This window comes from Sphingobium aquiterrae (genome assembly GCF_037154135.1).
In the GTDB taxonomy this organism is placed as follows: Bacteria; Pseudomonadota; Alphaproteobacteria; order Sphingomonadales; family Sphingomonadaceae; genus Sphingobium; species Sphingobium aquiterrae.
In genome coordinates this window covers 108,705-121,408 of the sequence record NZ_JBANFL010000005.1, presented here as the reverse complement: position 1 = coordinate 121,408, position 12,704 = coordinate 108,705, and the positions used below count along the sequence as shown (strand labels likewise).

Annotated in this window: 10 protein-coding genes; 8 read left to right on the top strand and 2 right to left on the bottom strand. The window is 67.3% G+C overall.

The window, feature by feature from the left end; all coding sequences use genetic code 11:
- Nucleotides 1-74 precede the first annotated feature (74 nt).
- Complete coding sequence (locus WFP78_RS07060) at nucleotides 75-1,862, bottom strand: lytic transglycosylase domain-containing protein (protein WP_336960156.1); 1,788 nt, start codon at nucleotides 1,860-1,862, stop codon at nucleotides 75-77.
- Nucleotides 1,863-1,864: 2 nt separating this feature from the next.
- Entirely contained in the window at nucleotides 1,865-2,605 is a 741-nt protein-coding gene (locus tag WFP78_RS07055) for a uracil-DNA glycosylase family protein (RefSeq protein ID WP_336960154.1), read from the bottom strand.
- Nucleotides 2,606-2,786: 181 nt separating this feature from the next.
- Between WFP78_RS07055 and WFP78_RS07050 the strand changes: the two genes are divergently transcribed.
- The 8 genes from WFP78_RS07050 (at nucleotide 2,787) to WFP78_RS07015 (ending at nucleotide 12,698) form a co-directional block, all read left to right on the top strand.
- Nucleotides 2,787-4,439, top strand: coding sequence for an electron transfer flavoprotein-ubiquinone oxidoreductase (locus WFP78_RS07050; protein ID WP_336960152.1), 1,653 nt, complete (start codon nucleotides 2,787-2,789; stop codon nucleotides 4,437-4,439).
- A gap of 13 nt (nucleotides 4,440-4,452) precedes the next feature.
- Nucleotides 4,453-6,099, top strand: a complete 1,647-nt coding sequence (locus WFP78_RS07045; protein WP_336960150.1) for a tetratricopeptide repeat protein — start codon at nucleotides 4,453-4,455, stop codon at nucleotides 6,097-6,099.
- 27 nt (nucleotides 6,100-6,126) lie between these two features.
- Nucleotides 6,127-6,975 (top strand): 4-(cytidine 5'-diphospho)-2-C-methyl-D-erythritol kinase, encoded by an 849-nt coding sequence (locus tag WFP78_RS07040; RefSeq protein ID WP_336960148.1) that lies wholly within the window; start codon nucleotides 6,127-6,129, stop codon nucleotides 6,973-6,975.
- Complete coding sequence (locus WFP78_RS07035; protein ID WP_336960146.1) at nucleotides 6,972-7,691, top strand: N-formylglutamate amidohydrolase; 720 nt, start codon at nucleotides 6,972-6,974, stop codon at nucleotides 7,689-7,691. The genes WFP78_RS07040 and WFP78_RS07035 overlap by 4 nt, the downstream gene beginning before the upstream one ends.
- Before the next feature lie 44 nt (nucleotides 7,692-7,735).
- A complete protein-coding gene (ilvD, locus tag WFP78_RS07030; RefSeq protein WP_336960144.1) occupies nucleotides 7,736-9,457 on the top strand; it encodes a dihydroxy-acid dehydratase in 1,722 nt (573 codons plus the stop codon).
- Nucleotides 9,458-9,707: 250 nt separating this feature from the next.
- Nucleotides 9,708-10,097, top strand: coding sequence for a hypothetical protein (locus WFP78_RS07025; protein ID WP_336960142.1), 390 nt, complete (start codon nucleotides 9,708-9,710; stop codon nucleotides 10,095-10,097).
- Nucleotides 10,098-10,101: 4 nt separating this feature from the next.
- Nucleotides 10,102-11,496, top strand: coding sequence for an NAD(P)H-hydrate dehydratase (locus tag WFP78_RS07020; RefSeq protein ID WP_336960140.1), 1,395 nt, complete (start codon nucleotides 10,102-10,104; stop codon nucleotides 11,494-11,496).
- Nucleotides 11,496-12,698, top strand: a complete 1,203-nt coding sequence (locus WFP78_RS07015; RefSeq protein ID WP_336960138.1) for a class I SAM-dependent RNA methyltransferase — start codon at nucleotides 11,496-11,498, stop codon at nucleotides 12,696-12,698. Before WFP78_RS07020 ends, WFP78_RS07015 begins: the two co-directional genes overlap by 1 nt.
- Nucleotides 12,699-12,704 lie beyond the last annotated feature (6 nt).

Below are 12,704 nucleotides of genomic sequence, written 5' to 3'. Positions count from 1 at the left end.
GGGCAGGATAGGCAAGGGGACCGGCGACGGCAGGGCCGGCCGCCGGCGCGGGCCTTCAGCGCGGGGAAGGGCGCTCAGTCCGTGCCGCCGCCCACAAAGCTGTTGGCGCCCAGCCGGACCAGCGTGGTGCCCTTCCTGCCCGGAAAGCGCGGCCACATGCCCTGCGCCATGCCGGTCAGGCAATCGGCCATGCCCTTCGACTGGATCTGGTACATCCAGTAATTGCGCATGACGATGTTCACATAGGCGCGGGTTTCATAATAGGGCAGGGATTCGATGAACAGCAGCGGGTCGCCGCCATCCTTGACCTGCGCGTTCCAGCGCTCCACCGGCGTCGGGCCGGCATTATAGGCGGCCATCACCTTGGGCAGTAGCCCGCCGGTGGCGCTCATGTCGCGCAGTTGCTCCAGATAGCGCTGGCCATATTCCATGTTGGTGGAGGGCACGAAAAGCTGCGAGGCGCTGCTCATGCCGACATCGCCGCCGGTCGCGGGGCGGACCTGCATGAGCCCCATCGCGCCAGCGCCGCTGACGGCATTGGTGCGGAAGCCCGATTCCTGCAGCGTATGGGCAAAGACCAGCGCGGGATCGACCCGCCAGCCGCCATCGGGCGTCCATTTGGGCGCGGGGAAGCGGGCAAAGCTGTCCGGCTGCCGCCCGGCAGGGCCATTATGTGCCAGCCATAGCTGGGTTTCGGGCATGTCCAGCGCGCCGGCCAGGCGCAACAGCGCCTGATATTGCGGCGTCCCGCCGATCCGTGCCTGATAGCGCAGCGCCTGATCGGCCAGCCCCGTTTCCCCGGCTGCCGAAAGCGCGATGGCCGCCTGCACATTCGGGCTGTCTTTCAGTGCCCGCCAGTCATCGTCGCCAAAGCGCGCCGTCTGCTGCGATATGTTGAGCGGCATGCCCAGCGTCTCACGGGCGAGCAGGCCATAGAAGGTTTCCTGCGACCGGGCGGCGGTGCGCAGCAGCCCCTCGACCTTCGCGGGCTCTCCCCCGACCATATAGGCGCGCGCGGCCCAATAGGCGCCGGCCGCCCGCATATCCTCATTGCCCGCCATCGCGGCGACATTGGCGAAAGCGGGGGCCGCGGCGCGCCAGTCCTTCTGGCGCCATGCGGCAAGGCCCGTCGTCCAATAGGCCTGCACCGTCCAGTCGCCACCGGGCGAACCCTCCAGCGCCTTCACGGCCATGCGGCGGGCATTGGGTTCGTCATTCTCGATATAATAGGACCATGCGATCCGCTCGCGCCATTCCACGCGGCCTTCCGGGCTCAGCGTGGCTTCGGCGGCGTTCAGCAGGGCTTCCGCGCCGGCCGGATCGTCATTCTTGATCAGCGGCAGAACCTGCGCGCCCAGCGCCTGCGCGGCAAGATCGGTCTTGACGGTCGCGATATATTGCCGCTTGGGCGCGGCGCCCAGCCAGACGAGCTTCTGCACCTGCGGCAGCTCCGGCAGGATCTGCGCGCCGCGCTTTTGCGCGAGGCGCTGGATCTGGTCCGCCTTGGGCAGCCAGCTGGCCTTGTTGAGCAGGTCGAGCAGGTCGAACAGTTCGACCTTGGGCGAATTCTTGGCGAGATACAGTTCCGCAAGCGCCAGCGGCCGCATCGGATCGCCCTGGTCCAGGGTTGTGATCTGCGCCTTGGCGTCGGTCCATTGCGATGCCCGCAACGCCGCGAAGATCGCCCGATAGCGCGCCTTCTCGCTATCCTTCAATGTCAGCGCCGGATCAGTCTGCTCCGCTTGACCCTGGACCTGGCGTGGCATGATGCCGAGCGTATCCGTGGCCGCGATGGCGGGGCCGGCGCTCAATGCGGGCAGGGTGGCGATAGCCAGCAGGAGGGCGCGGGATGCAAATGGCATGGTCAGGATTGGCCCTTTACCAGAAATTGCAGTTGTTGCCAGCATGCCGCTTTCGCTTCGGGCTGCTTCAGTAGCAGCCGTGGATGCAGGGTGGCGATCGCATCCACAATGCCGTCACCATGGTTAACAGGTCGTAAATTTCCGGCATCGTCGCGCAGCGCCGCCCCGCCATCGGTCGCGCCAAGGGCACGGACCGTCCGATCGCCCAGCACCAGCAACCGGCGCGGCGCCGCAAGGCCGATATGGTACAGCATGCGTTCCGCCAGCGGTTTCAGGTCTTCGTCGCGCATCAGCCCGCCAATGGGTCGCGCAACCGCCAGCGAGGCGATGTGGCATTGCCCCCGGTCCAGGCCGACGGCCGCGAGCATCGCGTCGAACAGCCGCCCGGCATCGCCGCCAAGCAACGCGCCGCCGGCGATGTCGTCCGCATCCGGCATGTCGGTGATGACCATCACATCCACGTTTTCCGCCGCATTTTCCGCTTCGCCGGGCAGGATGCGCGGGCCGGGCCATGCGGCCTCCAATATGTCCTGGCTGTCCGCCAGCCATCGGCGGAATGCCGCGATGTCCGTGGGCCAGCGGGGCGCGGCCGAAGGGGCGGGGGCAATCGGGGCGGATGGGGAAGGGGCGGCGGCAGGCGGGCTGGAATCCAACGCTCTTGCGGGTCTTGCCGGCGGTTGCAGCCAGTTGACCGGCGCTTCGCCGATGGCGCAATCGACCCCCGCCAGCGACCACCATGCCATGAAGGCATCTGCCGCTACGTCACCCTTAATCAAAGAAATCCCTGCCATTCCCCGCATAAAAGTTACAAGGCACAGAGGTTGACGAGGGGGTCAAGAATGGTCATCGCGCAATGTGTCAGACCGTTTACATGATACGGTGATCGGATGGACGGGGCCATGCGACACCGCAAGGAGGGAAAAGATGAGCGACCGGGATTCGATGCCATATGACATCGTGATCGTCGGCGGCGGGCCTGCGGGGCTTAGCGCGGCGATCCGGCTGAAGCAACTTGCCAATGAGGCGGGTGCCGAGCTTTCGGTCTGCATCCTGGAAAAGGGGTCGGAAATCGGCGCCCATATCCTGTCGGGCGCGGTCATCGACCCCAGGGCGCTCGACGAGCTGCTGCCGCAATGGCGCGAGATGGGCTGTTCGCTGGCCGACGTGCCCGTCACCGACAACCGGCACTGGTTCCTGAGCAAAAACGGCAAGATGGCGATGCCGCACATCATGACGCCGGCTTTCATGCACAACAAGGGCACTTATACCGGGTCGCTCGGCAATCTGTGCCGCTGGCTGGCCGAACAGGCCGAGGGGCTGGGCGTGGAGATTTTCCCCGGCTTTGCGGCGGCGGAAATCCTCTACCATGAGGATGGCTCGGTGAAGGGCGTCGCCACCGGCGACATGGGCGTCGACCGGGAAGGCAATCGCAAGCCGGATTATCAGCCGGGGCTGGAACTGCACGCCAGATATACCTTCTTCGCCGAAGGCGCGCGCGGCCACCTGACCAAGATCCTCAAGCGCCAGTTCGCGCTGGATGCGGACTGCGAACCGCAGGTCTATGGCCTGGGCATAAAGGAATTGTGGGATATCGATCCGGCCAGGCATCAGCCGGGCCTGGTGATCCATACCCAGGGCTGGCCGCTGACCGATGCCTATGGCGGCGGCTTCCTCTACCATCAGGCCAATGGACAGGTGGCGCTGGGCTTCGTGGTCGGGCTGTCCTACCGCAATCCCTATCTCTCCCCGTTCGAGGAATTCCAGCGCTGGAAACAGCATCCGGACATCCGCCAATATCTGGAAGGCGGCCGGCGCGTCTCCTATGGCGCGCGGGCGATCAACGAGGGTGGATGGCAATCGGTGCCCAAGCTGGAATTCCCCGGCGGCGCGCTGATCGGTTGCTCTGCCGGTTTCGTGAACGTGCCGCGGATCAAGGGCACGCACACCGCGATGAAATCCGGCATGCTGGCGGCGGAGGCGGCCTTTGCCGCCGTCCAGGCCGATCGGGGCGGCGATGAACTGACCGGCTATGGCGAAGCCGTGCGGTCCAGCTGGATCGCCGACGAACTCAAGGTCGTGCGCAATGCCGAGCCCGCCATTTCGAAATTCGGCGGCACCCTTGGCACGCTGATCGCCGGCATCGACATGTGGATGCGGACGCTGAAGATCGGCCTGCCCTTTACCATGAAGCACAAGCCCGATGCGGAAAAGCTGTGGCGCAAGGATGCGTGCGAGAAGATCGACTATCCCAAGCCCGATGGCGTGATCAGCTTCGACCGTCTGTCCTCGGTGTTCCTGTCGAACACCAATCATGAGGAAGACCAGCCGGTCCACCTGCAGCTGAAGGACCCTTCGATCCCGATTTCCTACAACCTGCCCCTTTATGACGAGCCGGCGCAACGCTACTGTCCCGCCGGTGTGTACGAAGTGGTCGGATTGGATGAAGGCGCGCCGCGCTTCCAGATCAACGCCCAGAACTGCGTCCATTGCAAGACATGCGATATCAAGGACCCCACCCAGAACATCAACTGGGTGGTGCCGGAGGGCGGCGGAGGGCCCAATTATCCCAATATGTAGGCGCCTGCATCCTGTGCTCCTGCCGTCCATCGCGGCGGCATGGGCGGTTGCCGCGGTCGCGCCGGCGGGCGCGGCGGTGGATGGGCCTGCGCTCAACGCTTATGCCCGGGCGCGGCTGGCGGATGTGGATGGCGCCGGCGGTGTCGCGGTCTCCGCCTATCGCCAGGCGCTCGCGGCCGATCCCGCCAGCATCGAGATCGCGTCGCGCTCCTATCGTCAGGCGATCGAGAGCGGCGACATGGCGCTGGCGCTGCAATCCGCGCATGTGCTGGATGCGACCGGGCCCTTGCCGCGCGACGGCGCCCTGCTGTTCGCGGTGGAAGCGCTTGCCGCCAGAAACTGGTCCGGCGCCCGCGCGCTGGCTGTGCGGCTGGAAAAGGAAGAGAGCTTCGGCTTTCTCGCGCCCATATTGCTCAGCTGGATTTCCGTGGCGGACGGCCCCTATGCGCCGCCCCAGGCGACGGCCGGCGCGCGTTTCGGCATCCTCACCCAGCGTTATATCGATGAGCATGCGGCCTTGCAGGCATTGAGCCGGGGCAAGGCGGAGGACGCGATGCCGGCGATCACGCGGGCGCTTTCGTTGCGGACCAATCCGCTGCTGGGCTTCCGCATGGCCGCGGCGCGGCGGCTCGCCGCCCTGGGGCAGCGGGAAGCGGCGCTTGCCCTGCTCGATATGCAGGATGAGGCGTCGGTGTCGCTGTCCCGCACCCGCGCGGAGATCGTGCAGGCGCGGCGGTTCGTCGCGCCGCCGATGACGCCGGTCCAGGGCTTTGGCCGGCTGCTCGCGCGGCTGGCCGATGACCTGACCGGCGAAGGATCGACATCGGCCATGGCGCTCACCCTTGCGCGGCTGGCGACATTTGCCGACCCGCAAAATGCCGAGTTCCGGCTGGGCGTGGCGCGGCAGCTGGTGGCGCGCGATCTGGACGCCGATGCCCTGACCGAAGCGGGCCGCATTCCGCCCGCCTCGCCCTATGGACCGGCGGCGGCGGATGTGCGCGTGACGGCGCTTGCCGCTGGCGGCGATGCGCAGGGCGCGCTGGCATTGGCGCGAGACCTTGCCGCGCGCCCCGATGCGGGCGCCGCCGAACATCTCCGCCTGGCAACGCTCCTGGCGGATGCCAATGATTTCGAAGGGGCCGCCGCCGCATATCGCGCGGCGCACCGTTTCTACGCCGAAGGCGCCGCGCCATGGACGCTCTACCTGCTGGAAGGCAGCGCGCTGGAACGGGCCGGGCGATGGGACGAGGCGAAGGCGGCGCTCACCAGCGCGTCGCGGCTGGCGCCGGACGAGCCGGTCGTGCTCAATTATCTGGGCTATGCGCAGGTGGAGCGCGGGCAGAATGTGGCGCAGGCGCTCGATTTGCTGAAAAAGGCGAGCCGGTTGCGGCCCGATGATCCCTCGATCACCGATTCCCTCGGCTGGGCGCATTATATGGCGGGCGACATGAAGGCGGCCGTGCCGGTGCTGGAGCGCGCCGCCGCCGGTGCGCCGGGCGATGTCACCATCAACGAGCATCTGGGCGATGCGCTCTGGGCCGTGGGCCGCCGCTATGAGGCCCGCTATGCTTGGCGCGCCGCCAGCATCTTTGCCGAAGGGGATGCCGTGGAGCGGCTGGCGGGCAAGCTGCGCGATGGTCCGCCGCCGCGCAAACCCTGATGTTTTACGACGATTGATCCGATCAAGATGCCGACCGAAACCGCTTATGCCAAGGTGAACCTGGCCCTGCACGTCCGCCGCCGCCGCGAGGATGGCTATCATGAGATCGAAAGCCTGTTTGCCTTCGCGCGCGACGGTGACGTGCTGGCGGCGGAACATGCCCCGCCCGGCATGATCGCGCTGACGATCGACGGGCCGTTTGCCGTCGGGCTGGATGCGGGCGAAGGCAATCTGGTGGTGAAGGCGGGCCGGGCGCTTGCGGCTGCGGCGGGCGGCGGCAGGGGCGCGTATCTGCACCTCACCAAGAAACTGCCGGTGGCGTCGGGCATCGGTGGCGGTTCGGCGGATGCGGCGGCGGCGCTCCGCCTGCTTGCCCGACTGTGGGGATTGGACATCCCGGCGGGCGATCTTGCGGCCATCGCGCTGTCGCTGGGCTCCGACGTGCCGGCCTGCGTTTCCAGCATCACCCAGCGGGTCGGCGGTCGCGGCGAGGCGCTGGCGGCGGCTGAACCCGCCGGGCTTGGGCGCGCGCCGATGCTGCTCGTCAATCCCGGCGTGCCCGTGTCGACCGGGCCGGTCTTTGCAGGATGGGACGGGGTGGATCGCGGACCGCTGGCGGTAGGCGACCTGCCCGGCATCGTCGCGCATGGCCGCAACGACCTTCAGGCCCCGGCCATCCTGATCGCGCCGGTCATTGCCGAGGTTCTTAGCGCACTGGAAATCTGCAAGGGCGTGACGCTCGCGCGCATGTCGGGCTCGGGCGCCACCTGTTTCGCGCTGTTCAACGATATTGGCGCTTGCGCGACAGCGGCCGCAGCTCTGCAAACTGCACGGCCCGACTGGTGGGTGATGGAAACGGAGATCAGGCAGGCATGACCAACGAAGCCTTCACACTGCTGTCGGGCGGCGATGCGCCTATCCTCATCATCGCGGACCATGCCTCCGCCCATGTGCCGGCGGACATCGACCTTGGCATTCCGTCCGCATTGCTTTCCAACCATATCGCCATCGACATCGGCGTGGCCCCGGTGGCCGCGCTGTTGACGCAGGCGCTTGGCTGCACGGCCATTCTTGGCGCTGTCTCGCGCCTTGTCATTGACCTCAACCGGGATGAGGATGCACCCGGATTGCTGCCGGTCATGAGCGATGGCCACGCCATTCCGGGCAATCGCAGCGCCGATCTGGCCGAACGGATGATCCGCTTTCACCACCCCTATCATCATGAGGCGGAGCGCCTGCTCGACGGCATGACGTCACCCTTCATCCTGTCGCTCCACAGCTTCACGCCCTCGCTGGCAGCGAACCCGGAGGAGGCGCGGCCATGGGATATCGGCGTGCTCTATAATCAGGATGATCGCGGCGCGCGCATCGCCATCCCCATGCTGGAGGCCGCCGGCCTGCATGTCGGCGACCAGCAGCCCTATTCCGGGCATGAGTTGAATGCATCGATGGACCTGCACGCGGAAGGCAATGGCATCCCCTATCTGGGGGTGGAGATGCGGCAGGATCTGGTCTCCGACGCTGCCGGACAGGCCCGTTTCGCGAAAATCCTGGCCCCTGTGATCCGCGAATGCCGCAATAGCCTTGCGTAAAGCGTCCCTTTTTGGAAAGAGGCGCGCGAAAGAAGGGTTCTGCAATGACACATCATTTCGACAAGGCAAAACTTCCCAGCCGTCATGTTTCCGTCGGTCCCGAGCGCGCGCCGCATCGCAGCTATTATTATGCGATGGGCCTGACCGAGGAAGAGATCGCCAGGCCCTTTGTCGGCATTGCCTCCGCCGGGAACGACTCCGCGCCCTGCAACACCACGCTCGATCTGCAGGCGGATTTCTGCCGCCAGGGCGTGAACGAGGCGGGCGGCATGCCGCGCCGGTTCAACACCATCACCGTGACCGACGGCATCGCCATGGGCCATCAGGGCATGAAAAGCTCGCTGGTCAGCCGTGAAGTGATCGCGGACTCGGTGGAGCTGTCGGTGCGCGGCCATTGCTATGACGCGCTCGTCACCTTCGCCGGCTGCGATAAGTCGCTGCCCGGCATGATGATGGCGATGCTGCGCCTCAACGTGCCGTCGATCTTCGTCTATGGCGGGTCGATCCTGCCCGGCCGCTATCATGACCGCGACGTGACCGTCGTGGACGTGTTCGAGGTGGTCGGCAAATATGCCGCCGGCACCTGCCCGCTCAAGGAGGTGATCGCGCTGGAGAAGGTCGCATGCCCCGGCCATGGCGCCTGTGGCGGTCAATATACCGCCAACACCATGGCCTGTGTCGGCGAAGCCATCGGCCTGTCGCTGCCCAACAGCAACATGGCGCCCGCGCCCTATAAGAGCCGCGAGGAGATCGCGGTCGCCGCCGGGCGGCAGGTGATGGAGCTGCTGGCGAAGAACATCCGCCCGCGTGACATCTGCACCCGCGAAGCCTTCGAGAATGCCGCGCGGATCGTCGCGGCGACCGGCGGCTCCACCAACGGCGCGCTGCACCTGCCCGCCATGGCCAATGAATGCGGCATCGACTTCAGCCTGTTCGACGTTGCCGAGATATTCAAGACAACGCCTTACATCGCGGACCTGAAACCGGGCGGCAAATATGTCGCCAAGGATATGTATGACGCCGGCGGCATCTATATGCTGATGAAGACGCTGTTCTCCAACGGCCTTCTCCATGGCGACTGCATGACCGTCACCGGCAAGACGCTGGCCGAGAATATCGACGAAGTGACGTGGAACCCCGAGCAGAAGGTGATCTACGACGTCAAGGCGCCGATCACCCCGACCGGCGGCGTCGTCGGCCTGAAGGGCACGCTGGCCCCCGATGGCGCGATCGTGAAGGTCGCGGGCATGCACCGCCTGCAGTTCGAAGGCCCGGCGCGGGTGTTCGAATGCGAGGAAGATGCGTTCCAGGCGGTCGAGCATCGCCAGATCCAGGAAGGCGAAGTTGTCGTCATCCGCTATGAAGGGCCAAAGGGCGGCCCCGGCATGCGCGAGATGCTGTCGACTACCGCCGCGCTCTATGGCCTTGGCATGGGCGAGAAGGTGGCGCTCATCACCGACGGGCGCTTCTCCGGCGCGACGCGCGGCTTCTGCATCGGCCATGTCGGCCCGGAAGCGGCGGAGGGCGGGCCGATCGCACTGGTCGAAAATGGCGACATCATCGCCATCGACGCCGAAGCGGGCACCATCGACTTGAAGGTGGACGAGGCCGTGCTCGCCGAGCGCCGCAAGGCATGGACGCCGCGCCGGAATGACTATCAAGCCGGCGCATTGTGGCGCTATGCCCAGAATGTCGGGCCCGCCTATAAGGGCGCGGTCACGCATCCTGGAGCGAGCGCCGAAACGCATGTGTACGCGGATATTTAGGGTGCAAACCCATTATTGACGAGGATCGAGACATGCTTGTCCGGGATGCTGTGGGAGGAGAAGCGCGAGAAACTGGGTCTTCACCCCGTTTGAGCGTTTCGACGCTCCACAGCGCCCGGACAACCATGCCCTGCGGGTGGGACGGAAATCGGCGCTGCTGCGGTCGGCCGATTGCCAGATACCCCCGGTATCTGGCTGCTCGCCCTCCCTGTCAGCACCGATTTTCGTCTCCATCTCGACCTCGTCAATAATGGGTTTGCACCCTAAAGCCCTGCTGCCGCTCCTCACCCTTGCTGCGTGCAGCGGCGGGGAAGGGGGCGGCAATGCCCTGCAGCGGGTGGAGGCGGAGGCCGCCGCGCGTGGCGACACGCCGCTGCCCTGCCGCACGGGCGGGGCGAAGACTCTTCAGCCCGCCTGCCTTGTCGAGCGGAGCGACGGGCCGGAGGGCGGGATGCTCACCATTCGCCATCCCGATGGCGGCTTTCGCCGTTTCCGTCTTGTCGATGACGGGCGCGGCCTTGTGTCGGCCGATGGCGCCGATCCGGCAAAGGTGCAGATTATCGGCAATCGCATGATCCAGGTCGATGTCGGGCAGGACAGCTATCGCCTGCCCGCGACCATCGGCGCGGCGGGGCGCTGATGTCATGACAGGCCTTGCCATCCTAACCGCCGACGAGATGCGCGCTGCGGAACGCGCGCTGTTCGATACCGGCATTCCCGAATATGACGTGATGGAGCGTGCCGGCGCCGGCGCTGCGGACGCGATCTGGCGTGCGGGCGCGCGCCGGGATGCGCTGATCGTCTGCGGCCCCGGCAATAATGGCGGCGATGGCTATGTCGTCGCCCGGCTGCTGCGCGATCGCGGTGTTCCGGTCCGGGTTGCGGCCTGCGCCGATCCGCGCACGCCCTCGGCCATCGCCGCTCGGGCCGCATGGGGCGGGCCGGTGGAAGACATCATGACGGCGGCGGCGGCGACGCAGCTGGTCGATGCGCTGTTCGGCACCGGGCTTGCGCGCGGGCTGGATGCGCCGCTGGCCGCGCGCCTGAACGAACTGGCGGGCAAGGCCGCGATCAGCCACGCCATCGACCTGCCGAGCGGGCTGGCAACGGACAGCGGGGCATGCCTGTCGCCGGTCCCGACCTTCGACCTGTGCATCACCTTCGGCGCGCTCAAGCCTGCCCATATGTTGAGGCCCGGCAGCGGAACCTTCCGCCGCCTTGTCTGCGCGGAGATCGGCATCGACACCGGCCCTGCCCGCATGCATCGCCTGGAAGCGCCGTCGATCGGCGCGCCGGATGCCGATGCGCATAAATATAGCCGCGGCCTTGTCGCGATCGTTCCGGGGCCGATGGTCGGCGCAGGCGTGCTGGCGGCGTGCGCGGCCGCGCATGGCGGGGCGGGGGCTGTCCGTTATCTGGAACCCCATCCGACCGCCGGGTTGCCGGAGGCCGTCGTCAGGCTGGATGCGCCAACGCCCGCGCATATTTGTGAACGGCTTGCGGAAAAGCGGGTCGGTGCGGTGCTGGTCGGCCCCGGCCTTGGCCGTGACGATGCCGCGCGCGCGCGCCTGCGTGCGGCGCTGGCCGGTGGGCATCCCGCCATCGTGGATGCCGATGGCATCATGTTGCTGGCGGAGATGGATCTTGGCCTGCTCCCCCCGTCCGCCATCCTCACCCCGCATCAGGGCGAATTTGCCAGCCTGTTCGGCGACCTGCCCGGCAGCAAGGTCGACCGGGGCCGCGCCGCCGCCGCACGGAGCGGCGCGGTGCTTGTCTACAAGGGGCCGGACACGGTGATTGCCGCGCCCGATGGGCGTGTCGCCGTCGCGCCGCCCGGCTCATCCTGGCTGTCGACGGCGGGGACCGGCGACGTGCTTGCCGGGCTGTGCGCCGCGCGGCTGGCCGTGGGCGGCGATCCGTTCCGCGCCGCCTGCGAAGCCGTCTGGCTTCATGGGGAAGCTGCGCGTCTTGCCGGGCCGGCGCTGATTGCCGACGATCTTGCCTTTCACATTCCGGCGGCACTCGCTAGTCGCCTGTGATGACCGATACCGACCTGATCCTGCGCGTCGCCGCCAAGGGCGACGGCGTCACGGCCGATGGCCGCCATGTGCCGCTGTCCGCGCCCGGCGACCGGCTGGACGCGGCGAGCGGGCTCATCCCCGGCCCGCACCATGCGACGCCGCCCTGCCGCCATTTCCCCGACTGCGGTGGGTGCCAGCTGCAGCATCTGGACGATGAAAGCTATGCCGCCTTCGTCGCGGACCGGGTGTCGGGCGCGATCTCCGGGCAGGGGCTGACCGTCGATGCGATGCATCCGCCGCATCTCTCGCCGCCGCGCAGCCGCCGCCGTGCCGCGCTGCGGGCCGTGCGTTCGGGGCGGAAGATCGCCATCGGCTTCGCGGCGGAGGGCAGCCATCGCATCATCGACATGACGATGTGCGAAATCCTGCACCCCGCGCTTTTCGCGCTGCTCGATCCGTTGCGCGGCCTGCTGGCCACATTGCTGCCCGACCGCGCCACCGCGCAGGTGAAGTTGGCCCTGATCGACCAGGGCATCGACCTGCTGCTGGAGGGCATAGAGGTCGAAGGGCTGGCGCAGGACGAGGCGCTGACGGACTTCGCGCTGACGCAAAAGCTCGCCCGGCTGACGCTCGACGATGGTTTCGGGCCGCAGACGCGATGGGAGCCCGAGCCGGTCACGATCAGCTTCGGCGGCGTGCCCGTGGGCTTTCCACCCTATGCCTTCCTGCAGGCCACGGCGGATGGCGAGGCGGCATTGCTGGACGCGGTGCGGCCCGCGCTCGCCGGTGCCTCGATCATCGCGGACCTATTCGCCGGCCTCGGCACCTTCGGGCTGGGGCTGGGTGAGGGGCGGGCGGTCTATGTGGCGGAGGCGGCGCGCGATCACCTGCTCGCGCTGAAGGCCGCCGGGCAGCGTGCCGGCCGACGCCTTGCCGCCGATCATCGCGATCTTTTCCGCCGCCCGCTGACGCCGACGGAGATCGACCGCTTCGGCGCGATCATCCTCGATCCGCCCCGCGCCGGCGCGCGCGAACAGGTGGTGCAACTGGCGGCATCGCATGTTCCGGTGATCGCCTATGTCAGCTGCAATCCCTCCAGCTTCGCGCGGGATGCCAGGACGCTGGTCGAGGGCGGCTATGTGCTGGAAAGCGTGCGGCCGGTCGGCCAGTTCCGCTGGTCGACCCATGTTGAACTGGCGGCGATTTTCAGGCGCGCATAGGGGTCG

What these genes read in the sequence shown, in the direction of transcription:
- WFP78_RS07060 (WP_336960156.1), bottom strand. Translation starts at nt 1,862, where the DNA reads ATGCCATTTGCATCCCGCGCCCTCCTGCTGGCTATCGCCACCCTGCCC.
- ilvD (WP_336960144.1), top strand. Translation starts at nt 7,736, where the DNA reads ATGACACATCATTTCGACAAGGCAAAACTTCCCAGCCGTCATGTTTCC.
- WFP78_RS07050 (WP_336960152.1), top strand. Translation starts at nt 2,787, where the DNA reads ATGAGCGACCGGGATTCGATGCCATATGACATCGTGATCGTCGGCGGC.
- WFP78_RS07020 (WP_336960140.1), top strand. Translation starts at nt 10,102, where the DNA reads ATGACAGGCCTTGCCATCCTAACCGCCGACGAGATGCGCGCTGCGGAA.
- WFP78_RS07040 (WP_336960148.1), top strand. Translation starts at nt 6,127, where the DNA reads ATGCCGACCGAAACCGCTTATGCCAAGGTGAACCTGGCCCTGCACGTC.
- WFP78_RS07025 (WP_336960142.1), top strand. Translation starts at nt 9,708, where the DNA reads ATGGGTTTGCACCCTAAAGCCCTGCTGCCGCTCCTCACCCTTGCTGCG.
- WFP78_RS07035 (WP_336960146.1), top strand. Translation starts at nt 6,972, where the DNA reads ATGACCAACGAAGCCTTCACACTGCTGTCGGGCGGCGATGCGCCTATC.
- WFP78_RS07015 (WP_336960138.1), top strand. Translation starts at nt 11,496, where the DNA reads ATGACCGATACCGACCTGATCCTGCGCGTCGCCGCCAAGGGCGACGGC.
- WFP78_RS07055 (WP_336960154.1), bottom strand. Translation starts at nt 2,605, where the DNA reads ATGGCATGGTGGTCGCTGGCGGGGGTCGATTGCGCCATCGGCGAAGCG.